Raw genomic sequence first — 24929 nt, 5'->3', positions numbered from 1 at the left:
CCGGACGTTCGTCCGGGCCCGGTTACCTGTCGCTTCCAGCCTTCGCTCAAGCCGGCGCGCGCTCCTTGCTCGTGTTCACCGATAGCCGTTGATGTAGGCGTTGGCGATGATCTCGCTCTCCCGCACCAGGCCCTGCACGATCTCACGGATGAGGTCGTTGAGCTGCTGGTCCGAGTAGCGCTGCAGATCGTTGTACACGTGCGATTTGCGCTTGCTGCTCTTGATGAAGGCTATCTTGTCCTTCTTCGTCATGGGCACCTTGTACGGGGGTGCGGGGAAAAGGATCCATGCCGGTCGTCGGATCGCGCCGCGGCCCTTGCAGGGCCTGGAAAAAAGGAACGGGGCCCACCACAGGCCCCGTCCTTCTTTCACCAAAACCAGGTCCCCGGTCCGGTCCCCCGGACCAAGCCCTATCCGATCGCGAGCCCGCCCGAGGTGGAACGGGTCTCGTACAATTCCCTCAGCTTGCTCATGTAGCGTGTCACATCCCCGGCCAACATCAGGCGCCGGGCCTGCTTCTTCAAGCGCTCCACGCGGGTCGTGCGGGTCTTCATCGTCGTTGGGGTCGTTGCTTGCGCAGCTTGGTTCCAAGCTTCGTGCCAAACCCGGACGCATCCTGAACCTAGCGACCCAATGCCCTGATATTGAGCATCTTTCCTTCCACCGCTGCTTCTTCTAACTTTGCCGCCATGCACAGGGGCGCCTACCTGGTGGGGATCGCCGGGGGCAGCGGATCGGGCAAGACAAGCCTGGTGCGCGCCTTGCGCGAGCGGCTCCCCGCCGGCAGCCTCTGCTTGGTGTCCCAGGATGATTACTACCGCCCGAAGCACGAGCAGTTGCCCGACGCGAACGGGGTCCTGAACTTCGATCTGCCCGGCGCGGTGGACCTGGACGCCTTGGTGCGCGATGTGCAACTGCTGGTGGCCGGGGACACCCTGGTGCGGACCGAGTACACCTTCAATCAGGAGGGGCGGGAACCCCGGCGCATCGAGATCGCGCCCGCACCGGTGATCGTCGTGGAAGGCCTGTTCGTGCTGCACCATGAGCCGCTGCGCGAGCTCCTGGACCTGCGCGTGTTCGTGGAGGCACGGCTCGACACCCAACTGCGGCGCCGGTTGGAGCGGGACCGCGTGGAACGGGGCTATGGCGCCGAAGAGGTGCTCTACCAATGGGAGCACCATGTGCTGCCCGCCTACCGCAACTACCTGGAGCCCTACCGCCACCATTGCGATCTGCACGTGGTGAACGAGCAGGCGCTGACCCGGGCGCTCGATGTGCTGGGCGACCACCTGCACCGCGCCGCCGAGCGCGTGGCCCCGCTGACGCTTCAGTCCCTGTAAAGGCCATGCCGGCCGATGTGGTCGGCCACCGAAGGGTCGAGCTGCGGCCCCGGGTCCCGTCCCTCACGCAACGCCTGCCGGATGCGGGTGCTGCTCACGTCCATCACAGGCCCCTCGAGCAGGCTGATGACCGGATGCCCGGCAAGCCCGGACAGGCCTTGGTGCAGTTCGACGCCCGGCCGCGGGAAGACGAGCACGCGATGGTGGGCAAGGATGGCCTCCGGGTCCTTCCACCGGTGCAGCTGCGCGAGGTTGTCGCTGCCGATCACAAGGACGAACTGATGCTCCGGCCAGCGGGTGCGGAACTCGCGCAGTGTATCGACCGTGTAGTTGGGCGGCGGCAGGCCCAGCTCGGCATCGCTGGCCTCCACGCCGGGCACCCCCTGCACGGCGATGCGCACCATGGCCATCCGGTGCGCATCCGGGCTCACCGCCTGCTCCACCTTGAACGGATTGCGCGGGGTCACCACCAGCCATACCCGATCGATGCCCGGCACCTCCAGCACGCGCCGGGCGATGTGCACATGGCCCCGGTGCGGTGGATCGAAGGTGCCGAAGAGGCAGGCGATGGTCATGCCTCCAGGAAGCTGCGGACCCGCTCCACCGCTTCGCGGCACGCACGATCCAGGTCGTCGTTCACCACCACCGCATCGAAGTACGGGGCCGCGCGCAGTTCCTCCGCCGCCTTCTCCACCCGCACCTTCAAGGTCTCGGTGGTCTCCGTACCCCGCCGGGACAGGCGCTCGGCCAGCACCTCCAGCGAAGGTGGCTGGATGAACAAGGCAAGCGCCCGCCCCCCGAACCGGCGCTTGAGGTTGAGGCCGCCCACCACGTCCACGTCGAAGGCGATGTGCCGGCCTTCGCGCCACAGTCGTTCCACCTCACTGCGCAGGGTGCCGTAGTACCGGCCCGGGTACACCTCTTCCCACTCCACGAACGCGTCCTGTGTAATGCGCTCGCGAAAAACCTCGGGGCTCAGGAAGTGGTAGTCCACCCCATCCACTTCGTTGGCGCGCCGCGGCCGGCTGGTGGCGGACACCGAGAAAGCGAGCTGCGGCACCATGGCCAGCAGGTGGCGCACCAACGTGGTTTTGCCCGCACCCGAAGGGGCCGAGCAGATGACGCATTTGCCTTCGCTGGTCACAGCACGTTCAACAGTTGTTCCTTGATCTTCTCCAGGTCGTCCTTCATGCGCACCACCAACTTCTGGAGAATGGCATCGTTGGCCTTGGAACCGATGGTGTTCATCTCGCGCCCCATCTCCTGGGCGATGAAGCCCAGCTTGCGGCCCTGCTGGTCGGGGGCCGCCAGGGTCTCCAGGAAGTAGGCGCAATGGGCCTTCAGGCGCACCTTCTCCTCGTTGATGTCGAACTTCTCCAAATAGTAGACAAGCTCCTGCTCGAAGCGGTTCCGGTCCATGGTGACACCCAGCTCCTCGACCTTGCTCCGTAGCCGGTCGCGCACGCGGTCGGTCCGGCCGGCGTCCAGTTGTTCCACCTCGGCCAGGAGGGCTGCCACCCGGCCCACGGTGGAGCGCAGGTCCTCCATCAGGCGCGCACCTTCCTCGGCACGGAAGCCGGTGAACGCTTCGGCGGCCTGGTGGACCAGGGCCAGCAGCGCTTCCCATTCGGCGGGGTCCGTGGGTTCGTCCATGGGCCTCGACTGCTCGGCCTGGCGGAGCACGATGCCCAGCAGGTCGGTGCTGTGCCCCGGGGCCACCGCATCGGCCAGAGCTTTCAGCTGATCGTACTGAGCTTTCACCACGGTGGCGTCCAAGCCGGTCCGGTCCGCTGCACGCACGGGATCGATGTTCACGAAGAGCTCCACCTTGCCCCGAACCACGCGTTCGGCGAGCCAGGCGCGCAGCTCGGCCTCGCGCTCGCGATGCGCCGCCGGCAGTTTCACCAGCAGGTCCAACTGCTTGCTGTTGAGCGAACGCAGCTCCACGCTCGCCTTGCGCTCACCCACCGTGCCTTCCGCCCGGCCGAAGCCGGTCATCGATCGCAGCATCCCCTGGTTTTCGCCAAAGGTATCGGCCGCCCTCACGTGCGACGGTCCGCGCGGTTCACCAGGTGAACCCCCAGGAAGATGAGCGCGGCGCACAGGCCGTGCACCGGGCGGATCTCCGGCGGGGCCGCGGTGATCGCGGAGGGAGCGATGCCCCCCAGCGCATACAGCCAGGCGAAGGCCACGGCCATCAGCGGCTGCAGGTAGATGTAAGTGCCCACCACCCCGGGGTCCACCACGCGCAGGGCCCAGGTGTTCAGCAGGTAGGCCACGAAGGTGACGCCCACCACCACGAAGGCGATGGCCCCCCAGGTGCCGCCGTCCAGCGCCGCCCAGCGCACCCCCGCCAGCTCGTGCCATCCGAACGGCAGCACCATCACCGTGCCCAACGCGAAGCTCCAGGCCATCACGGTGACGGCGGTGTAGGTGCGCATCAGAGGCTTCACCAGCACCAGGTACAGCGCGAAGGAGGCGGCGTTCACCAGGATGAAGCCGTCGCCGGTGAGGGTGGCGCCCACATCGCCGCCCTCCGCGCCGCGCACCAGCAGCACCGTGGCCCCGGTGGCGCCCAGGGCGATGCCCACGGCCTTGCCCCAGTTGACCCGCTCGCCGATGAGCACCGCCGCGAAGACCAGCACCAGGATGGGCGCGGCCACCATGATGAGGCTGGCATGCAGCGGACTGGTGCGCATCAGCCCGTGGAAGAAGCAGAGCTGATTGAGCGCCACGCCGAAGACCGCGCAGAGCAACAGACGGGGCGCATCGCTCCAGGCCACGCGTTCGGGCCGCAGCAGGCGCAGCAGCCAGAAGAGGCCCACCGCCCCCAGCACCCGCACCAGGATGAAGCCGGACGGACCGATGACCCCGGGCATCAGCCCCTTGGCCACCGCGTAGTTGGCCCCATAGATGAGGTTCACCGCGAAGAGGGCCAGGTGGGCGCGGGTGCGGGGGGACATGGGGAGCCGCCTGCCAAGGGAGCACCTCGACCAAGGAAGCACCCCGTGCGGCAAAGAGAGGACTCAGGGATGGATCGACCAACAACACACCATGCGATGGATGAGGCCACAGCCCCGACCGTTCGCTCAGTGCTTGATCATGCGCCCCTGGCCGAGCACCGCGCCTTGGCTGTTCAACACCCTGACCGCATACGCCCCTGGGACCAGGTAGCGCACATCCAGGGTGGACACCACGTCCGTTCGGCCGGACCCCACAAGACGCCCGAGCGCATCGTGTACCACATAGGGAACACCGGGCAGAGGCCGGCCACCCCGTGAGACGGTCACCACCTCTTCGGCTGGATTGGGGTGGAGCGACAATCCGCTCGGTTCCTGCGCATCCTGGTGCTCCGGCCCCACGCCCACGAACACCTGGCAACTGTCCACATAGCTGCCCGCCACCCACTTGGCCACGCGGTTGATGCTGTCCGGACCAGCCACCGTGAAGGAACCGCCCACGTACAAGGTGTCGCGGAACACACCGATGGGGCCGATGTCCGGATAGAAATAGTCCGGGGGTACCAGGCTGCACCACCGCTGGCCGTCCCACCGCGCGATGCGGCCGGTGGGCGCCCCGCCGATGCGCCCGAACAGGCCCACCACATGCAAGGTGTCCCGCAGCCACACCATGCGGGTAACGGTGGCGTTGCTGGAGCCCGAGGTGCCCCCGGCCAGGTCGTCCCAGGTGCTGCCATCCCAGGTGACGATGCCGTTGCCCGGATTGTCCGGGTGACCGTAGGGCGGGTAGTTGGCGAAGGAGCCCGCGATGTACAGCAGCCCGTCGTGTACCGCGAACTTGTTCACCGTGCTGAAGACACCGAGGAAGCCGCCGTCCACATCCACCCAAGCCGTGCCATCCCATTTGGCGATATCGCGTCGGTCGTTCGTGCCACTGAACTCCCCACCGATGTACAATTCGCCTTGGTAGTAGGCCAGGTCGTTGATGCCGTTGATGTCGTTGGGATTCAGCTTGGGCAGGTCGTGTACTTTATGCCAGGTGCTGCCGTCCCAGCGGGCCAGGCCGTTCACCTCCAGGGTGTCGTTGGCGTACTCGAACCAACCCGCCGCATAGAGCCCGTCCGGATAGGAACGCAGGCTGTACACCGGGCCGCTAAGGCCGTTCTGGAGGGGTTTCCACAACGAATCAGCCGCATCCCAACGGGCGATGCGATTCACGACCACACCGATCGATTCATCAAACACGCCCCCGGCATATAGATCACCGTTCCAGAACTCCAACGCCATTACAGGTACACCTAATGATCCACTGGTGATCGGGCTCACACAATCGTACTCGAAGCCGCAGCCTACGGTGTACAATTCTTGACCATCCCAACGGACGACACCCGGGGAATAGGGGCCGGCTAAAGGACCAAGCACTCCCCCGCCGATGTACAGGTCGTTCCCTGCGGGGTCCACCTGCATGCAGAGCACGGAGCCTCGTACACCGTTGCCAAGCGGGGCGAACAAGGAAGGGACTTGGCGCGCATAGGGGTTCGCCGGATGCGGCCAAGACCAAGGCGGCCAAACAGCCATGCAAGCAGTAGCCCATCGATCAGTGCTTGATGAACCGTACGGAACTCGGCGTGCTGCCGTCCGGTCCGAGCCAGAGCACGCTGTACAGCCCTGTCCCCAGCGAAGGTAGCCATAGGGTGCCGTCCGCATCGGTGCGAGCCCGCAGCACCAACCTGCCTCGTGCATCGACCAGGACCACCTGTTCATGGGCCAAGGCCCGCTTCCCCAAGCTCAAGCGGACGTGATCTCCCGTTGGATTCGGAGAACAGGATAGGCCGAGCGCTTCCAAGAAAAGATCATCAGGCACGCCGATGCTGATCTCTTGAAGGTTCAAGCGGGCGGCGAACCCATGGGACAGATCCGCAGCGGCCGCATAGGGTACCGGGGGTTCACACCACGAGGTTCCGGGATATGGGCACGCATCATCGAACTGGATGCCACCGGAACTTCCTGCACAATAGAGCGCCTCCCCCGGAACGAGCACGAGGCTGTGACCCCAATCGCATGCGCCCGGCCGCCATGCTTTGTCAGAAAGGTGGTCCACATGGGTGAATCGGCTGCCGAAAGTGCTCGACCATAGACGCCCCCGATCGATGTCGAAGCACTTCAACAGGATCTCGGTCTGCCCAGTGCCCATGTCTGAATACCACGGCTGGTTGTATAGACCGAAGGCGGTCAATGCAGGGTGGGTTTGCAACAGGCCATCCGCGTGGTCCAAGGACTGCGTGGCGATGCCCATGGCAAAGATGCTCCCGTCAGCATCGATCACCAGATCACTGAAGCGCCGGATCAGGAAGGGATGGTATTGCCAGGCATCGTAGACCTCCACGGCGCTCTCACCAGCATGTTCGAATACCGAGCCACCATGCACGGTGGACCACAGCATCTCGCCGGTCAGCACATCGAACTCCGCGAAATACTCATCCACACCATCAACAGCGTCATCGTGGTATGCGCCATTGCCGGGGTCGCAGATCGTCAGGGCGCCCGAAACCGCTGTGCAGCTCGTGGTCGTTGGGACCGGCGTAAAGCTGGCATCTAGGGTTGTGCCCGATACCACCAGCCGTGAGGTCTGTGGCTGCATCGCGGCCGCCTCCAAGCGGTCGGTGCCGTGCATGTTCGTCATCCACTTCACCGTGCCGTCGGGGGTGAACGTGGCAATGAACGCGGTGGGGCCGCTTAGTCCAGGTAGCCAGAAGTCCCCCGGATCCCCTTGGGGCAAGGACCCCTCCGTGCGGCCCACGGCGACGATCCGGTCGTTGAATCCCACGGGGTCCTGATAGTAGGCCATGTCAAAGAGCAAGTCGTCCGCCGCTCCACCATAGAAGGTGGAGTTGAGCATGCTGAAGTTCGGGTCCAGCTTCAGGAGGAAGAGGTCGGTACCCCCGGCGTTGCTCGTCTGGTGGTAGGCTGTGCCTCCCGGATCGCACAAGGGCAGGCCCGTGGCCACGGCCGTGCAGGTGCCGCTGGCCGTGCCCGTGGCCGTGCTGGTGGCCCCGCCGAAGTACAGGTCGCCGAACACATCCTCGGCGACGGCCGTGAACATCTCATCACCCTCACCGCCGAAATAGGTGCTGCGCAGAAGGTTCCCTTGGGCTGGATCCACTACAAGGAGCAACCCGTCCGTATCACCTTTCAAAGCTCCCTGCCAGTAGCTTCCATCCTGCGGGTCCAGGAGCGGCTCCAGGTTGATGTCCTCGCTGTTGGTCCAGCCGCCGATGTAGAGCCGATCGTCGCTGGCGTAGTGCGCCACGATGGGCTTGTCCGAGCCCGTGCCACCGAAGTAGGTGGTGTAGATCCGTTTCGCATCGTCAGATGGGTCGCCGGGGGCGTGATCGAAGCGGCCGTAGTAGATGTCCCATACGCCCTGATGGATGACCGTACCGGTGTTGGCGGGGAAGACCTGGTCGATGGTGTTGCCGGCGATGAGCAGGTCACCATCGGGCGCGGCCACGGCGGCGTTGCCCCAGGAGTCACCGCCACCGTTGCCGGTGGCACTGCCCAACAGGGTGCGCCAGTCCGAGGTGGCGCCACCACCGCCGAGTGGGGGTGGCGGGCCGATCTGGAAGATCAACGGGTGGTTGTCATCGTAGGTGCCGAACTCGAAGAAGACCTGCGCGCCGCCGTTCACCAGGTCGTAGTTCGGTGACCAGCTTACTGGCACAATGCTGCCGTTGATCACCTGGTAGGCGAAGGCCTCCTCCAGCCGGAGAAATCGTTCTCCGACATACGCGCGAACGGCTCCCTGCCAATCGATCGCCAGGCTGTCCTGCCCGCTGAAGAGCATCTGGATCTGGGCCGGTTCGGCACTCGGCTCCATCACGAAGGCCATCTTGGGGCCGTAGGCACCTGCATAATGCTGGATGCTGATGCGCGGATACAGGTCCTGGCGCCAGAGGGCCCCGGCGGCAGGCACACCCTCCACCCCCACGCCCGTATGGGCCAGGTAGTAGTTGCTCAGGTCGGTGGTCTCCTTGATCACGCTCAGCACCGCGCCGGGGTCCACCCCTTCGCCTACGAAGTCCATGCGCACGCTGTACAGGGTGTCCTGGTCCCGGAAGGAAAAGGTCATGGCGGGTGTCTCATGGATCCATACCGTAACGGGATGGCCCTCTGAATAGTACAGCAGGTCGCCTACGGAATCGCCATCAGTGTCGATGGTCTGGCCCATCTCCGTGCGGTACGCGACAGGCCCCAAGGTATCGCCGGTGGCATCCAGAAGCTGGGCTTGGGTGGTTGCAGCGAGGAACAGAACGCCGCACAGGAAGAAGGATCGAGGCTTCATGGTAACTGCGTGGGTTGATGAACGAAACAACTTTCCTGACGTCCGAAGCGCCTGGTCGAAGCTAAGCTGAAAACCGATCGTTCCCACGCGGATCGATCGATCGCCAAGAAAAAGGGGTACGATCCTATTTGACATCATCCAGTGATGATCAGGGCGACGCACCCGTTTCCGCCCCCCCTCTACCTTCGCGGCGCAGCAACCAAGCCTCCCGACCCCATGAGCCATCGCTTCGGCACCAAGGCCGTGCACGCCGGCGTGGAACCCGACCCCGCCACGGGCGCCATCATGACGCCGATCTACCAGACCAGCACCTATGTGCAGGCCGCGCCCGGCGACCACAAGGGCTATGAGTACAGCCGTACCCACAACCCCACGCGCACCGCGCTGCAGCGGGCCCTGGCCGAACTGGAGAACGGGCGCCATGGCCTGTGCTTCGCCACCGGCATGGCCAGCATCGATGCGCTGATCAAGCTGCTGAAGCCGGGCGACCACGTGGTGAGCACCAACGACCTCTACGGCGGCACCTACCGCCTGTTCACCAAGATCTTCGAGGGCTTCGGCATCCGCTTCAGCTTCGTGGACATGGCCGATCCGGCCCACGTGAAGCAGGCCCTGACGCCCACCACCCGCCTGATCTGGGTGGAGACCCCCACCAACCCGCTGCTGAAGGTGATCGACATCGCGGCCATGGCCGCGCTGGCCAAAGCGCAGGGCTGCTGGCTGGCCGTGGACAACACCTTCGCCAGCCCGGCGCTGCAGAATCCGCTCGATCGGGGCGCCGACATCGTGATGCACTCGGCCACCAAGTACCTGGGCGGCCACAGCGATGTGGTGATGGGCGCGCTGGTGGTGAACGACGATGCCCTGGCCGAGCGCCTGGCCTTCGTGCAGAACAGCAGCGGCGCCACGCCGGGCCCCATGGACTGCTTCCTGGTGCTGCGCGGGCTGAAGACCCTGCACCTGCGCATGGAGCGGCACTGCGCCAACGGCGAGGCCGTGGCCCACTTCCTGAAGGCCCACCCCAAGGTGGAGCGCGTCTACTGGCCGGGCCTTCCGGAGCACACCGGCCACGCGGCGGCGCGCGCCCAGATGAGCGGCTTCGGTGGCATGGTGAGCTTCACCCTGAAGGGCGACCGCATGGAGGACGCCACGCGGGTGCTGTCGCGCACCTCCCTCTTCGCCCTGGCCGAATCCCTGGGCGGCGTGGAGAGCCTCATCGGGCACCCGGCCAGCATGACGCACGCCAGCATCCCCCGCGAGGAGCGCCTCCGCAATGGTCTGGCCGACACCCTGATCCGGCTCAGCGTGGGCACCGAGGATGCCGCCGACCTGATCGACGACCTCAGCGCGGCGATCGGTTGACGGTCCGCCCAGGGCGATGAACGCAGGCAGGCCGTCCACCCTGCTGATCGTCAGGTCCTTGTCAGGTCCTTCTCGGATCCCAAGGGTCGGGGCGAAATGCAAGCTTGCTGACCAACCGTTGGCAGGGGGTGGGCGTTTATCTTGCGCTCCGCTTCTTCCGAGCGCCCCCTTGTGATGACCCATACGAACCCGTTCGGGCCCCTGCTTCTGGCGGCCCTGATCCCCTTCGGCCCGCTGCAGGCCCAGCAGGACGTCCCCTTCCACTGTAGCACGCACGGCTTGGAGCACCTGGCCCCGCTGCACCAGAACGACCCCCAGCGCCTGCAGCGCATCGCTGACGATGAGGCCGATCTGGAGGCCTTCACCCAGCAGTATGCCCAATTGAGCGAAGCCGAACGCGGCGGAAGCACTTACGTGCTGCCTGTCGTGTTCCACATCATCCACAACAACGGGCCGGAGAACATCAGCGACGCCCAGGTGCACGATGCGATCCGCGTGCTGAACGATGACTTCAACAAGCTGAACGCCGACTGGGACAACGTGCGGCCGGAGTTCCTGGGCATTGTGGCCGATGTGGGGGTCACCTTCCGTCTGGCCCAACTGGACCCGAACGGCGACTGTACCAGTGGCATCAACCGCATCCAGGACATCCTGACCAACGACGGCACCCAGGACATGAAGGACCTGATCCAGTGGCCGCGCAACAAGTACCTGAACGTGTGGGTCTGCGCCTATGCCGACGGTGCGGCCGGCTACACGCTGACGCCGGGCTCTGTGAACAGCCCCTTTGCCGCGGCGGCGGACGGCATCGTGCTGCTGCACAACTACACCGGGAGCATCGGCACCAGCAGCGTGAGCCGCTCGCGCACCCTCACCCACGAAGTGGGCCACTGGATCAACCTCCGGCATTGCTGGGGCCCGACCAATGAACCGGGCCTCGCCAGCAATTGCAATGAGGACGACAACGTGGGCGATACACCGAACACGGAAGGCTGGACCAGTTGCACCCTGTCCGGTGCCACCTGCAGCAGCACCTTGGACAACGTGGAGAACTACATGGAGTATTCCTACTGCTCCAAGATGTTCACCGAAGGCCAGAAAACGCGGATGCTGGCCGCCCTGAACTCGGGCACCGCCCAGCGCAACCAGCTCTGGCAACCGTCCAACCTGGCGGCCACGGGCACCACCGGCACCGATGTCCTGTGCGCCGCGGCCTTCACCAGCGACCTTCGGGAGGTCTGCTCCGGCGGCACCGTTCAGTTCACCGATATGAGCTACCATGGCGCCACCACCTGGGAATGGTCGTTCCCGGGCGGTGCGCCGTCCACGAGCACCGACCAGAACCCGGTGGTCACCTACGGCAGCCCCGGCCTCTACCCCGTGACCCTGGTGGCCGGCAACGGCAACACCCAGGTGAGCACCCAGGCGAACAACTATGTGATGGTGATGCCGGCCGCCGGTCTTGCAGTGCCCTACAGCGAGGGCTTCGAGGCGACCTCCACGCTGCCCAACACCGATTGGGCCGTGAACGATGTCGGAGGGAACGGAGCCTTCCAGCTCGTTAGCACCACCGGCTACCAAAGCACCAAGTCCATTCGTCTCAACAACTATGTGAGCGGCGAAGGCGAGATCGACGAGCTGGTGAGCAACACGCTGGACATGAGCAACGCCACCGACATCGTGATCAGCTACCGCTACGCCTATGCGCAACGCAATACGCAGAACAACGATGTGCTGAAGCTGTACGTGAGCAAGGATTGCGGTGAGACCTGGAGCCTGCGTGACATCCTTTACGGCACAGGGGCGCTCAACACGGCCTCCCTGCAGACCAGCCCCTTCACGCCCACCAGCGAGGCGCAGTGGGATGAGTCCGTGGTGGACAACATCAGCACCACCTACCACGTGAGCGAATTCCGCTTCAAGTTCGAGTTCGAGAGCGATGGCGGTAACAACCTGTTCATCGACAACATCAACGTGAACGGTGCTCCCGTGGGCATGGCCGAGCTGGTGACCGAGGGCAGCGAAGGCCTGCTGGTGGTGCCCAACCCGGCCGGTGCGGACGCCGATCTGGTGATGGACCTGCGTGAAGGCGGTCCGCTGCAGGTGCAGGTGCTTGACCCCGTAGGCCGCCTGGTGGCCCAGCTGCCGGAGCGCGCTCTGCCCGCTGGCCTCAACCGCCTCGCTCTGCCTGTGGACGGGCTTGCCAAAGGCGTCTACATGGCGGTCATCCGCCAGAACGGGCGCACGCAGCTCACCCGCTTCACCAAGGACTGAGCACCTTCTCCGCGAGAACACGAAGGCCCGGTCGAACGACCGGGCCTTCGTGTGAAAGGACCGCGGGCCGGATCACTCCTTGAAGCCCACGAGAATGGCCACGCAACCGACGTGCACCATGTCGGTGCGCGCCTTGCCCGGCACCCACACCACCACTTTCATCTGCTGCGTGGAGGCCATGCGCAGGTCGAAGTGATGCTTGGGCTCATCGGCCAGGCTCTCGAACACGATCTTGTTGGAGGCATCCACCAGTTTCCAGTTCACCTCGCCCAGGATCGGGTGGGTGCACACCATCACGCGGTACTCCTGACCGCTGAAGAAGGTGAGGTTCACCTCGGCCTCCTCGCCGGGGGCGAGCTGGGCCGCATTGAAGGACTCGTTGAACTTGTACGGGGCCAGTTCCGGCACGCACTTGTTCTTGGCAAAGCTGCGGCACTGGGCCTGCGCGGCGGTGGCGGCGATCAGCAGGGCACCGGCCAGGGCTGCGTGGGCGAGGGTCGTTCGCATGGCGGTCATGGCGGTGCTCAGTTGATGTAGGCGTTGCGGATGGTGGCGGTCCGTTCGGTGATCGCCTTCAGCTGATCGTCCGTGAGGGCCGCTGCGGGCTCGCCTCCACCGATCACGGCCACACCGTTCTCCTGGGTCACTTGTGCGGGTGTTCCGGCCGCAGGTGCCGGCCCGAAGAGGTCCGAAAGGGCCTTCAGGTCGGCCTTGGTCCCGTTGAGCGCCTCGTCGGTCCCCGTGTAGGTGTTCATCAGCCCCAGCAGGTCGTTGAGGCTCAGGCGCTGCTCGGCGATGCGCGACCGGAGTTCCGGCGTGTCCTTGGTCCTGGCCACCTGTGTGGCGATGTACAGGCCTTCCACCCAGCCGCCGGCGATCATCAGCGCGCTGATGTTATCGCGCTCATTCTCCTTCAGGTAGGCGTCCACGTTCCAATAGGTCTCGCTGATGATGCTGAGCAGCGAATCGCGGTCGTTCATGTTCGCCTCCATGCGCTCCAACGTGGTGTCGTTGAAGGCGTTGCTCACCCCCAGGCGGTCGGCCAGTTTCTTGGCGCAGCTGGTGTAGAACATGCTCTCCTGCGTCTGGTTGTTGACGCTGGCGTAGCTGAGGTCGGCGCCGTAGATGCCCAGGTTCAGCGCCTGCTTGCTGGCGGCCGTGTACCGGTCCACGTTCTTCACGTCGTTCAGGATGTCCTTGTCGTATTCCGCACCGGCCTTCCGGAGCAACGCCGCCGTCTCCATGGGGGATGGGATGTTGTAGAAGATGTTGCGGGTCTTCCGCATCCGCTCGGCCTGCGCCGCGGAATCCGCGCTGTCGGGCACGTTCAAAGTGTCCTGTTGGCCGCTTTCGCCGCCGCCACAGGCGACCAGCACGACCAGGGCGGCCGCCAGCGGCCACATGGTCCGGGAGGAGTGCATCATGGGATCCAGTCTGCGGTAAAGGTCCATCCGGACCGGCCGCGGGTCAGTGCGCCTCCAACCAGTTTTTCCCCACGCCCATGTCGACAACCAGCGGCACATCCAGGGCCATCGCCCCTTCCATCCGTGTCCGCACCATGGCCTTCAGTCCATCCAGCTCGTCCCCGTGCGCATCGAACACCAGTTCATCATGCACCTGCAACAACAGCCTGCTACTCAGTCCCTGCTCGCGGATGTCGCGGTGGATGTTCACCATCGCCACCTTGATGATATCGGCCGCCGAACCCTGCATGGGCGCATTGATCGCGATGCGCTCGGCCTGGGCCCGCACCGTGTTATTGGCGCTGGTGATGTCGGGCAGATACCGCCGGCGGCCCATCAGGGTCTTGATATAGCCGTGGGTCCGGCAGAAGCCGATCATCTCATCCATGTAATTGCGCACCCCGGGGAACTGGGCGAAGTAGTCGTCGATGATCTGCTTGGCCTCCCCGCGCGGGATGCCCAGGTTCTGGGCCAACCCGAAGGCGCCCTGCCCGTAGGCGATGCCGAAGTTCACGGCCTTCGCGCGGCTGCGCTGCTCGCGCGTCACCTCCGCGATGTCGACGTTGAACACCTTGGCCGCCGTGGCCGCGTGGATGTCGAGCCCCCTGCGGAAGGCCTCCTGCATGTTGGCATCGCCGCTCATGTGGGCGATGATGCGCAGCTCGATCTGGCTGTAGTCGGCGCTGAGGAGCTGGTACTCCTCGCTGCGCGGCACGAAGGCCTTGCGGATCTCACGCCCCTTCTCGGTGCGGATGGGGATGTTCTGCAGGTTGGGGTCGTTGCTGGCCAGACGACCGGTGGCGGCCACGGTCTGCAGGTAGCTGGTGTGCACGCGGTGGGTCACAGGGTCCGCGGCCTCGGGCAGGGTGTCCACATATGTGCCCTTCAGCTTGCGCAGACTGCGGTAGTCCAGGATCAGCGGGATCGCGGGGTGCGCGTTGCTCAGCTCCTGCAGGATGTCCTCGCTGGTCTGGTACTGACCGGTCTTGGCGGTCTTCTTCACCTTGTCACCGCCGAGCTTCAGGGTCTCGAAGAGCACGTCGCCGAGCTGCTTCGGACTGTCGATGTTGAAGGGCACCCCGCAGGCCTGGTGGATCGCGTCCTGCAGGCGGATCAGCTCCGTGCCCAGCTCCTCGCTGAACTGCTTCAGCGCCGGGATGTCGATGCGGATGCCCTCCGTTTCCATGTCGGCGAGCACGTGCACCAGGGGCATCTCCACCTCGTTGAAGAGCCCGGTCACTTCGTCCTCCGCCAGCAGGGGCTCCAGCTTGCCGGACAGCTGCCAGGTGACGTCAGCGTCCTCGGCGGCATAGTCCTTCACCAGCTCCACCTCTACCTCGCGCATGCTCTTCTGCACCTTGCCACGGCCCTTCTCGCCGATGAGCGTGGTGATGCTCACCGGTCGGTAGCCGAGGTAGGTCTCGCTGAGGAAGTCCATCCCATGCTTCTGCAGGTCGGGCTTCAGCAGGAAGTGGGCCACCATGGTGTCGAACAGGGGCCCCTTCACCTCCACGCCATAGCGGGCCAGCACGCGCATGTCGTACTTGGCGTTCTGCGCCACCTTGCCGATGGCCTCGTTCTCCAGTACGGGCTTGAAGATGTCCACGATGCGCTGGGCCTTGGCGCGGTCCTCGGGCACGGGCAAGTAATGCCCTTCATGGTCCTTCCAGCTGAAGGAGAAGCCCACCAGCTCAGCCGTGCGCTCGTCGGTGCTGGTGGTCTCCGTATCGAAGCAGAAGCGCGGCTGCTTCCTCAGCTGAGCCGCCAGCATGTACAGGTCCTCGTTGGTGCGGGCCAGGAAGTAGCGGTGCGGCACGGTTCCGATGTTGGCCAGCTCGGTGAGGGCCACGTGGACTTCCTCGTCCACGCTGCTTCCGAAAAGGTCCACCTGGCCGGTGTTGGCCACCACCGCCTTGGCGCGCTTGCCGGCCTTGGGTTCCTCGGCGGTGCCGTTCGCCTCGCCCCCCAGCACCCGGTTCGCCAGGGTCTTGAACTCGAGCTCGCTGAACACCTCCAGCACCTTGTCCTTGTCGGGCGGGTCCAGGTGAAGGGCGTCGTGGTCCAGCTCCACCGGCGCATCGATGATGATGGTGGCGAGCCGCTTGCTCAGGCGGCCCTGTTCGGCGAACTGGATCACGTTCTCCTGCTGCTTGCCCTTCAGCTTGTCGGTGTTCTCGAGCACTCCTTCCAGGCTCCCGTACTGTTGGATGAGCTTCATGGCGGTCTTCTCGCCGATACCGGGGATGCCAGGGATGTTGTCCACCGCATCGCCCATGAGCCCGAGGATGTCCTTGACCTGCTCGGGGCTGCTGAGACCGCCCCAGCGTTCGCAGATCTCCTTGGGACCGAGCTTCTCAGGCGGTTCGCCGCCGCGGCCCGGCTTGTACATGATGATGCGCTCGCTCACCAGCTGCCCGAAGTCCTTGTCGGGGGTCACCATGTAGGTGAGGTAGCCCTCGGCCTCGGCCTTCTTGGCCAGGGTCCCGATCACATCGTCGGCCTCGTAGCCGTCGCTCTCCAGCACGGGGATGCGCAGCGCCTCGATGATGCGGCGGATGTAGGGCACGTTGCTGCGGATCTCCTCGGGGGTCTCCTCGCGGTTGGCTTTGTAGTCCAGCAGGGTCTCATGCCGCTCAGTGGGCGCCGCTGTGTCGAACACTACGGCGATGTGGGTGGGCTGCTCGCGCTTGATGAGGTCGAGCAGGGTGGTGGTGAAGCCGAACGCCGCGCTGGTGTTGAAGCCCTTACTGTTCACCCGGGGCGCCCGGATGAAGCTGAAGTAGGCCCGGTAGATGAGCGCGTAGGCATCGAGGAGGAAGAGGCGCTTGTCCGCATCGGCGGCCGCAGCTCCGGACAGGGTCGGATCGGACATGCGGGCAAGTTAGCCCGGCCCCCGGCTCAGGATCGCAAGACCAAGCACCACCCAGGCACCGGGCGGTCCGGAAAAGTCGTCTACATTCGGTCATGCGGTCCGTCCTGCGTTCCCGCGCACCCAGAGGCCTCGCCCTGGCCTCGGTGTGCACCGTCGCCTTCGCCGCATGCACGCATGAACTGGTGGGACCGGACCCGGATGATCCGCCGGCCAGCCCCGTGCTTGTCGACCTCCCTTCCCTGCCCTACCCCGTCCTGAGCACCTACCGCTTCTTCGTGGGGGAGCTTGACCAACTGGAACCGAACACCGGGGTGCTCCCGTTCGCGCCCATCAACACGCTGTTCACGGACTACGCGCACAAGAACCGGTTCGTGTGGATGCCCGCCGGAGCCCAGGCCTCCTATGTGAGCGACCACGAGCAGTTGGCGTTCGAAGAAGGCACGGTGTTGATCAAGAACTTCTGGTACGACAACACGGCCCCCGACGGGGAACGGAGGATCATCGAAACGCGGTTGATGTTCCGCCGGAACGGCGCGTGGGAGTTCGCCAACTACATCTGGAACCCCGAGCAGACCGAGGCCCACCTGGACATGGACGGCGGATATGTTCCCATCGCGTGGACGGACAGTGAACATGGGACGATGAGCACGACCTACCGCATCCCGTCGGCCTCCGAGTGCTTCACCTGCCACAAGGTGAACACGGACCCCCTGCCCATCGGTCCCAAGCCGCGCAACCTGAACGTGGACATGGCGTACCCTGATGGCACGATGAACCAGCTGGCACGCTGGGTACAGGAGGGCTACCTGGCGCCCGGCTTCCCATCGGGCATCCAAGCAACGCCGGACTGGATGGAAACGTCATTGCCGGTTGAGGACCGCGTGCGCGGCTACCTGGACATCCAATGCGCCCATTGCCATTCGGACGAGCGCCATTGCGACTATCGGCCCCTGCGCCTGGCCTTTCAGGATACGCAGGACCCGGTCAACCTCGGGGTCTGCGTGCTGCCGGACGACCCCATCGACGCATCGGTGACCCACATCGTGGCCGCCGGCGACACCACACGCTCCATGATGCACCTGCGCCTGAGCTCCACCGACGGGTCGGTGCGCATGCCCCTGCTCGGCCGTACCCTCGTACACCGCGAGGGCCTGGCCGTGATCAATGAGTGGATCTCCTCGCTCGGCCCACCCTGCCCCTGACCTGCAAACCAACCCACCCATGAAGCACCTCATCCCCCTTTCGATCGCCCTCCTTGGCGCAGTGCCCGCCCTGGCCCAGGACAACTGCGCATCGGCCCTGCCCATCATCGCCGGCTCCTATGTGGTGTCCACGATCAACGGCGCTCAGGTGCCTTCGCCGATCTGCGCGCCGAACGGTGCCGGGGCCTCGGCCGGTGAGTGGTACAGCTACACGCCCGCATCCAATTACACGGTGACCATCAACACGGCCATCGGAGCGTTGACCGACAGCCGCATGCACGTCTACCTGGGCGGCTGCGGCGCCCTGGCCTGCGTGGCCGGTGATGATGATTCGGGCGTGAACAACACCGCGTTCCTCACCTTCAACGTGGCCGCCGGATCCACCTACATCATCGCCTTCGACAACCGCTGGAGCTCCAACGGCTTCACCTTCCAGCTCAGCGAAGCCCCGATCGTGATCCCGGTGTTCAGCTTCTCTCCGCTGACCCTGCCGGCCGGCGCCGGAAGCACCGTGGCCGCCGTGGACATGAACGGCGACCACCTGGACGACGTGGTGCGGGTCACCGAGCTGCAGATCACGATCAACCATCAGCAGACCGGCGGTGGCCTCGTGCAGACCGTGTTCCCCACCGATACGGCCGATACCACACCGTACTGGAGCCTGGCTGCCGGCGACCTGGACGGCAACGGATACAACGACCTCCTCTATGCCGGCGGTTCGGCCACCTTCATGCTCGCGAACGCCGACGCCACGGCCTACATCGAGAACTCCCAGACCGAGTGGATCTTCTGCCAGCGGTCCAACTACGTGGACATCAACAATGACGGGCACCTGGACGCCTTCGTCTGCCACGACGTGGAGCCCAATGTGTACTACCTGAACGATGGCCAGGGCAACCTTACCTACTACCAGGGCGGCCTGGGCGACACCCCGGACGGAGGCAACTACGGCAGCATCTGGGTCGACTATGACAACGACCACGATGTGGACCTCTTCATCGCCAAGTGCCGCGGCGGGGTGGGCCCGGCCAACATCGACCAACTGCACCGCAACAACGGCGACGGCACCTGGACCGAGGTGGCCGCGCTGATGAACCTGGCCGACAACCAGCAGAGCTGGAGCTCGGCCTGGGGCGACTACGACAACGACGGCGACATGGACGTGCTGCAGGGCGCCAGCTCCTTCACCAACGGAGGCCACAAGCTGATGCGCAATGACGGCAGCACCTTCACCAACGTGACCGTCGGGTCCGGATTCGACACCCACGGCGGCCAGAGCATCGAGTGGATCACGCACGACTTCGACAACGACGGCTGGCTGGATGTGATGGGCGGGGGGAAACTGTTGCGCAACAACGGCAACATGACCTTCAGCCTGCACACGGTGACCCCCACCAACGGTCCGGTGGGCGACCTGGACAACGATGGCTACCTCGACATCGTGAACGGCGGCACCGTGCACATGAACGCGCTCACGGGCAACAACTGGCTGAAGGTGACGCTTGAAGGCACGGTGAGCAACACCAACGGGATCGGCGCCCGTGTGGAGGTCGTCACCCAGTCCGGCACCCGGATCCGCGACATCCGCAGCGGCGACGGCTTCCGGTACATGAGCACGCTGAACGCCCATTTCGGGCTCGGCCAGGACAGCTTCGTGGACCAAGTGATCGTCTCCTGGCCCAGCGGTATCGTGGATGTGATCGATATGCCGGCCATCAACGGCACGGTACATGTCATCGAAGGCCTCTCCACCGGCGTGACCGCCGTGACCCCTGAGGCCACGTTGAGCACCTACCCCAATCCGGTCGAGACCGTCCTGTACCTGAGCTCCTCCCTGCCGTTGCGCAACGCGAACGCCACCGTGCTGAACACCGCGGGCCAGCCCGTACTCCGCTCCGTCCTGCGCGAGGCCACCCTGGACATCGCGGATCTCGCCCCCGGCGTGTACGTGCTGCAGGTGGAGCAGGAAGGCACCTTGCTGCAGGAGCGCTTCGTGAAGCGCTGAGGAGAACGTACATCGGTGAACGGAAGAAGGCGCGCCGCGCATGCGCGGCGCGCCTTCTTCCGTTCTGCCTGCTGCATTTTGTACGCCAGCCTGATGCGCTTATCTTTCGACAACGATGCAGCCCGGGGCCGAGGTGAACGAAGTGGACGCGCCATCCTTCAGGCCATCCCCGCCCACCCGCCCACGGCCGGGGGTGATCCCACGCAAGCATCCATCGGTGACGGCCATGCTGAAGGCGCGGCGCTGGGCTCTCTTCTTCATCGCCCTGCTGAGCGGGCTGCTGACCGGCATCTACCTGATCATCTTCCCAGTCCCCTATCGGTCTCACATCGTGATCTGGGCCGGACCCGAGCATGGTGAACTGACCCGCGCACCCGAACGGACCTTCGCACCGAACCTGGTGGTCACACGACTGCAGCACCTCGCGATAGGTTCGGCCGTCCTGGATCATCTGGTGGACACCTTCGACCTCGGCACCCACTATGGGATAGCCCCCGACCGACGATTCGCCACCGAGCGGACCAGGCTGACCCTCGAACGGAGCATCCGTGCCGACATCATCGACCCGAACACCCTCCGCATCACCGTCTCGGACAGGGACCGCGAAATGGCGGTCGCGATGGCCATGGCCATCCATGCCGAACTGCTCCGCACCACCGATCGGGAGGCGCGCGACCGGATCGAGCACCAGGTGGCCGTTCACGAGGATCTGGTGCAGCGGGCCGAACGGCGCGGTCAGGAGCAGGCCGATCAGCTCATCGGCATCATCGACCGGACCCGCACCTGGGCCAGCGGCCCGCCCGTGAACGACACCCTGCAAGAGCACCTGGACCTGCAACTCACGGCCATGGTCGCCACCTTGGCGCACACCAATGAGGATCTTTATGGCAGCCTCATGGTGGCCGAGGCCGCACGGGCCGGACTGTCACGCGATGCCCTGCCCCGGCTCACCCTGGTCCGGCGGGCCGAGCTCGACCTGGTCAGCTCCCCGCGCCTCAAGGCCGTGATCACGGTCCTCACCACTTCGGTGCTGTTGACCCTGCTCGTTCTGGTGCTGATGGTGCTCTGGCACAAACAGGGCCCCGCCTGGATTCAGGACTGGCGCGCGTTCGACCGGGAGTGATCGGCCGGTGCGAGCGGCCCACGCCCGTGGAGCGCGGCGATCATCATCCAGAACGGGAAGGCCACCTTGGCATCGTCCAGGTAATTGTTGAACAACGCATGGACCGCATAGGCGGCGATCGCCACCCCCACCGTCAGATCGATGATGCGGGCTTGAAAGGGCTTCGGACCCCACCAATTCCGTAGCGCCCGCCAGAGCACGCACCCCAGGAGCGCACACCACGCCCCGAAGCCCGTGAGGCCTGATTCAGCCAGCGCGAGCAAATACTCCGAATGCGCCGTGCCGCCACTGTCATAGAGGGTCTGGGGATTGCTGCGGATGAAGGTGTCCGGGGTCAAGCTCCAGCTGCGCTTGATCCGCGAAGCGGCGCCAGGCTCGCGGACGCTCAGATAGGTCATCTCCTCGGGCCGTTGATGCGCCACGTATAGGAACTGATAGGTCCCCGGGCCGGTGCCCAACCATGGATCGGCCTTGAACATCCGCAGGGCGCAGCGCCACCGGTTCAGGCGTTCGCGGTTGCTGGCATCCGTGGTGGTGTTGGTGATGGAGAGAAGGCTCTCCCGCACCCCCGCATCATCGGAGTTGCCATGCACCGTTCGCCCGGCCGTGGAACGCCAGAGCAGAAGAAGCACGGCCACCATGGTGAGCACGGTGCCCATGCCGGCGATCGAGCGCCACCGCGCCGGGAGCAATACGGCCGGAAGAAGCACCAGAACGACCACAGCGCTGAGCCAGGCCGCCCGGCAGAAGGACGCCCAGAGGCCGAACAGCAGGGCCATGCTCCACAGCACCAACAGCGTACGCCTCCAAGCCCGCGTGGACCGCCAGACCATGGCCGTGCGTCCGATCACCCAGGCGAGCACGAAGACCAGGGCCGCCGAATGCACGGTGTGGTCCGTGTAGAACGGGAACGCCGTGTAGCCCGCGCCGGCCCGGTCGAACCCGGTCCCCGTCTGCACCCACAAGGCCCACAGCAGCACCAGTGTGAAGCTCGCGGCATGGACATCGAGGGCGCGGCGCACCCAGCGCATGTCCTGTTGAAGCACCAGCAGGGGAAGTCCGAGAAGGACGACCGCATACGCCGCCCGCACCGTGAAGGCCTTCCAGGCCACCACCGGCATTCCACTGGCCGATGCGGAAAGCGCGGCGAACACGATCAGCATCGTCGCACTGATCACGATCGGTCCCGAAACACGGCGGAAGGCCCTCCAGAGCTCCTGCCCATGGCGGGCCAGAAGGAGGAGAAGACCCAGACCACTGCAGGCCACGAGCGGCTCCACAGGAGTGATGACCTCGAGGTCCGCGCCGGGGGTGTAGAGCTTCACCGAGCACGGGGTCACGGCCGCGAGCGCGACAAGCGCGCGTCCGGTCCAGCGCACCACCCCGATCGGCAGGCCTGATGATCCCGGCGTCATGTCGGGAAGTTACAGCGCGTCAGCGCTCCTTCCACACCACTTCCATCACGGTGGACCCCACGGACTGCAGCGTGGCCAGGTCAATCACGTCCATGTCGTCGTCGTGCGTGTGCCAGCTGGGGTGGAAGGCGCGCGTGCCCTCATGGTACTCGATGATGTCCGCCGTGGGGATCCGCAGCAGCTCGTTGATCGGCAGGTGGTCGTCCGTGCCCACGAAATGGCGCGTCTCCGCCACGAAGCGGTCGCCATGGCCCAGGGCGGCGGCGGTGCGCCACAGCTTGCGCACCACCTGCGGCGCGTACTGCATGCTGATGGACTCCTGGTAGAAGCGCGCGTCCTTCGCGCCGCACATGTCCAGCAGCACGCCGAACCGCGCGGTGTAGCCGGGCACGTGCGGGTTCTTCGCCCAGTACTGGCTGCCGAGCGCCCAGGTGGCGATGCTGTTGCCGTCCATGGTCATGGCCCCGGTGGGCTCACCATAGTCCTCCACGTCGGTGAACAGCAGGTCGACCCCCAGCAGAGCGGTATCCGTGGCCGCGCCGAGGTGCCGGGCGATCTCCAGCAGGATGCCCACGCCGCTACCCCCATCGTTGGCACCCAGGATGGGCTCGTTGCGGCGTTCCTCATCCTTGTCCGCGAACGGCCGCGTGTCGTAGTGCGCCAACAGCAGGATGCGGTCGCGCGCTTCGGGGCGCCAGCTGCCGATGATGTTGCGCAAGGGCAGCGGGTTGCCGTTGAACGCCGTCACCGTGCCCCGTTGCTCCGTCACGGTCGCGCCGGAGGCCTTCAGCCGGGCCACGATCCGATCCGCGCAGGCAGTGTGCGGCGGTGTGCCGGGCACGCGCGGACCGAAGGCCACCTGCTCCGCCACGAACGCGTAGGCGCTGTCCGCATCGAACGGTGGTGCCGGCGGCAGCTGCACCGGTGCGGGCTGCGGCACCTCCTGCTTCGGTGGGGCCTCGGGCGTGCAGCCGGAGAGGAGGAGTAGGCAGTACGCAGTTGGCAGTAGGCACGACTTCGCGACAGCTTGCCAACTGCCTACTGCCAACTGCGTACTGCCTACTGCATTCACGCGCGCTCCCATGTGGTGCCCTCCTTGGTGTCCTTCAATACGATGCCGATGGCCGCCAGCCGATCCCGGATGGCATCGCCCGCGGCGAAGTCCTTCCGCGCCTTGGCCTCCGCCCGCAGGCGGATGAACTCCTGCACCAGCGCGTCGAGGGTGTGGTCGTCCCCCTTCGCGTCATCGACCTCCTCCCGGACGCCGAGCACATCGCGCACCAACACTTGCATCATGGTCCGCAGCTTCACGATCGACGCCTCGGTCAGCTTCAGCTTGCCATCATGCACCGAATTGATGATGCGCACGGCCTCGAACAGCTCGGCGATCAACACCGGCGTGTTCAGGTCGTCGTTCATCGCGGCGTGGCAGCGCTGCTCCAAGGCGGCGATGTCAGCCTCGTCCGCATCCGCAGCCTTCAGCTTGGGCAGCAGCGCCATGGCCTTCATCAGCCGCTCCAGCCCTTTCTCGGAAGCCTGCATGGCGGCGTTACTGAAGTCGAGCGTGCTGGCGTAGTGGCACTGCAGCATGAAGAAGCGCACCGTCATGGCGCTGTAGCCCTTCTCCAGCAGCTTGTGGTTCCCGGTGAGCAGCTCTTCCGGGGTGAAGCCGTTGCCTTCGCTCTTGGCCATCTTCCGGCCATTCACCGTGAGCATGTTGCCGTGCATCCAGTAGCGTACGGGCGCATGGCCATCGGCCGCCACGCTCTGCGCGATCTCGCATTCGTGGTGCGGGAACTTCAGGTCCATGCCGCCGCCGTGGATGTCGAAGGTCCGGCCCAGGTACTTGGTGCTCATGGCGCTGCATTCCAGGTGCCAGCCGGGGAAGCCCTCGCCCCACGGGCTGGGCCATTTCATCAGGTGCGAAGGCTCGGCCTTCTTCCAGATCGCGAAGTCCAGCGGGCTCCGCTTCTCCTCCATGCCCTCGGTGTCGCGCGTGTTGGCCAATAGCTCATCGATCTTCCGTCCGCTCAGCTCGCCGTAGGCATGCTTCTCCGCGAAGCGCGGCACATCGAAATACACGCTGCCGTTGGCCTCGTACCCGTAGCCGCTGCCGATGATGCGCTTCACCATCTCCATCTGCTCGATCAAATGGCCCGTGGCGGTGGGCTCGATGCTCGGCGGCAGGATGTTGAAGAGCCGCATGACATCGTGGAAGCCGTTGGTGTACTTCTGCACGATCTCCATGGGCTCCAGCTGCTCCAGCCGAGCGCGCTTGGCGATCTTGTCCTCGCCCTCGTCCACATCGCCCACCAGGTGGCCCACATCGGTGATGTTGCGCACGTAGCGCACGGTGTAGCCCAGTTGCCGCAGCCAGCGGTACAGCACATCGAAGGTGAGGAAGCTGCGCACGTTGCCCAGGTGCACATCGCTGTACACGGTGGGGCCACACACGTAAAGACCTACATGCGGCGGGCGCAGGGGTACGAACTCCTCCTTGCGGCGGGTGAGCGTATTGGTCAGGAAGAACGGACCCTTCTTGGCGTCGGACATGGTCGGCGGAGCGGGCCA

At 65.4% G+C, this 24929-nt stretch carries 20 protein-coding genes; 6 read left to right on the top strand and 14 right to left on the bottom strand.

Annotated features, from left to right (window positions below):
- Window positions 1–75 precede the first annotated feature (75 nt).
- Together IPJ87_16070 and IPJ87_16065 are read right to left on the bottom strand one after the other, a co-directional pair.
- Window positions 76–252, bottom strand: a complete 177-nt coding sequence (locus IPJ87_16070) for a hypothetical protein (GenBank protein ID MBK7943364.1) — start codon at window positions 250–252, stop codon at window positions 76–78.
- 158 nt (window positions 253–410) lie between these two features.
- Window positions 411–554: a hypothetical protein gene (locus tag IPJ87_16065; GenBank protein ID MBK7943363.1), complete on the bottom strand. Its 144-nt coding sequence runs from the start codon at window positions 552–554 to the stop codon at window positions 411–413.
- A 135-nt stretch (window positions 555–689) separates the two neighbouring features.
- On the opposite strand from IPJ87_16065, the gene IPJ87_16060 reads away from it, so the two are divergent.
- Window positions 690–1340, top strand: a complete 651-nt coding sequence (locus IPJ87_16060) for a uridine kinase (GenBank protein ID MBK7943362.1) — start codon at window positions 690–692, stop codon at window positions 1338–1340.
- Here IPJ87_16060 and nadD read toward each other — a convergent pair.
- The 6 genes from nadD to IPJ87_16030 form a co-directional block, all read right to left on the bottom strand.
- Window positions 1328–1915 (bottom strand): nicotinate (nicotinamide) nucleotide adenylyltransferase, encoded by a 588-nt coding sequence (gene nadD / locus IPJ87_16055; GenBank protein ID MBK7943361.1) that lies wholly within the window; start codon window positions 1913–1915, stop codon window positions 1328–1330. The genes IPJ87_16060 and nadD overlap by 13 nt on opposite strands.
- A complete protein-coding gene (gene gmk, locus IPJ87_16050; protein ID MBK7943360.1) occupies window positions 1912–2484 on the bottom strand; it encodes a guanylate kinase in 573 nt (190 codons plus the stop codon). Before gmk ends, nadD begins: the two co-directional genes overlap by 4 nt.
- A complete protein-coding gene (locus tag IPJ87_16045; protein ID MBK7943359.1) occupies window positions 2481–3350 on the bottom strand; it encodes a YicC family protein in 870 nt (289 codons plus the stop codon). The genes gmk and IPJ87_16045 overlap by 4 nt, the downstream gene beginning before the upstream one ends.
- 32 nt (window positions 3351–3382) lie before the next feature.
- Complete coding sequence (locus IPJ87_16040) at window positions 3383–4303, bottom strand: DMT family transporter (protein MBK7943358.1); 921 nt, start codon at window positions 4301–4303, stop codon at window positions 3383–3385.
- A 126-nt stretch (window positions 4304–4429) separates the two neighbouring features.
- Window positions 4430–5812 carry a T9SS type A sorting domain-containing protein gene (locus IPJ87_16035; GenBank protein MBK7943357.1) on the bottom strand — a complete coding sequence of 461 codons (1383 nt, stop codon included), beginning with the start codon at window positions 5810–5812 and terminating at the stop codon, window positions 4430–4432.
- A gap of 85 nt (window positions 5813–5897) precedes the next feature.
- Complete coding sequence (locus IPJ87_16030) at window positions 5898–8642, bottom strand: T9SS type A sorting domain-containing protein (protein ID MBK7943356.1); 2745 nt, start codon at window positions 8640–8642, stop codon at window positions 5898–5900.
- A 216-nt stretch (window positions 8643–8858) separates the two neighbouring features.
- On the opposite strand from IPJ87_16030, the gene IPJ87_16025 reads away from it, so the two are divergent.
- On the top strand, window positions 8859–10004 hold the full coding sequence (locus IPJ87_16025; protein ID MBK7943355.1) for a cystathionine gamma-synthase: 1146 nt from the start codon (window positions 8859–8861) through the stop codon (window positions 10002–10004).
- A 174-nt stretch (window positions 10005–10178) separates the two neighbouring features.
- The gene (locus IPJ87_16020; GenBank protein ID MBK7943354.1) at window positions 10179–12278 is read left to right on the top strand and encodes a choice-of-anchor J domain-containing protein; all 2100 of its coding nucleotides are present in this window, start codon (window positions 10179–10181) and stop codon (window positions 12276–12278) included.
- 72 nt (window positions 12279–12350) lie between these two features.
- On the opposite strand, the gene IPJ87_16015 is transcribed toward IPJ87_16020, so the two are convergent.
- Genes IPJ87_16015 through polA form a run of 3 tightly spaced genes read right to left on the bottom strand, consistent with a single transcriptional unit; the run spans window position 12351 to window position 16613 of the window.
- Window positions 12351–12785, bottom strand: a complete 435-nt coding sequence (locus IPJ87_16015; protein MBK7943353.1) for a hypothetical protein — start codon at window positions 12783–12785, stop codon at window positions 12351–12353.
- Between the two features lie 17 nt (window positions 12786–12802).
- Window positions 12803–13702, bottom strand: coding sequence for a hypothetical protein (locus tag IPJ87_16010; GenBank protein ID MBK7943352.1), 900 nt, complete (start codon window positions 13700–13702; stop codon window positions 12803–12805).
- A gap of 43 nt (window positions 13703–13745) precedes the next feature.
- On the bottom strand, window positions 13746–16613 hold the full coding sequence (polA, locus tag IPJ87_16005) for a DNA polymerase I (GenBank protein ID MBK7943351.1): 2868 nt from the start codon (window positions 16611–16613) through the stop codon (window positions 13746–13748).
- 92 nt (window positions 16614–16705) lie between these two features.
- On the opposite strand from polA, the gene IPJ87_16000 reads away from it, so the two are divergent.
- The 3 genes from IPJ87_16000 (at window position 16706) to IPJ87_15990 (ending at window position 20943) form a co-directional block, all read left to right on the top strand.
- Complete coding sequence (locus tag IPJ87_16000; protein ID MBK7943350.1) at window positions 16706–17815, top strand: hypothetical protein; 1110 nt, start codon at window positions 16706–16708, stop codon at window positions 17813–17815.
- A gap of 19 nt (window positions 17816–17834) precedes the next feature.
- Window positions 17835–19820, top strand: coding sequence for a VCBS repeat-containing protein (locus IPJ87_15995; GenBank protein ID MBK7943349.1), 1986 nt, complete (start codon window positions 17835–17837; stop codon window positions 19818–19820).
- Between the two features lie 115 nt (window positions 19821–19935).
- Entirely contained in the window at window positions 19936–20943 is a 1008-nt protein-coding gene (locus IPJ87_15990) for a hypothetical protein (protein MBK7943348.1), read from the top strand.
- Here the strand turns inward: IPJ87_15990 and IPJ87_15985 are convergent.
- From IPJ87_15985 to IPJ87_15975, 3 genes are all read right to left on the bottom strand, one after another.
- Complete coding sequence (locus IPJ87_15985) at window positions 20913–22358, bottom strand: O-antigen ligase family protein (GenBank protein ID MBK7943347.1); 1446 nt, start codon at window positions 22356–22358, stop codon at window positions 20913–20915. The two genes, IPJ87_15990 and IPJ87_15985, sit on opposite strands and share 31 nt — an antisense overlap.
- Window positions 22359–22377: 19 nt before the next feature.
- Window positions 22378–23298, bottom strand: a complete 921-nt coding sequence (locus IPJ87_15980; protein MBK7943346.1) for a M28 family peptidase — start codon at window positions 23296–23298, stop codon at window positions 22378–22380.
- 128 nt (window positions 23299–23426) lie between these two features.
- Window positions 23427–24911, bottom strand: coding sequence for a cysteine--tRNA ligase (locus tag IPJ87_15975; GenBank protein ID MBK7943345.1), 1485 nt, complete (start codon window positions 24909–24911; stop codon window positions 23427–23429).
- Window positions 24912–24929: the final 18 nt, after the last annotated feature.

It is taken from the genome of Flavobacteriales bacterium (genome assembly GCA_016713875.1).
Classification (GTDB): domain Bacteria; phylum Bacteroidota; class Bacteroidia; order Flavobacteriales_F; family PHOS-HE28; genus PHOS-HE28.
The sequence above is the reverse complement of the archived record's forward strand: the minus strand, read 5'-3'. Positions and strand labels throughout refer to the sequence as shown.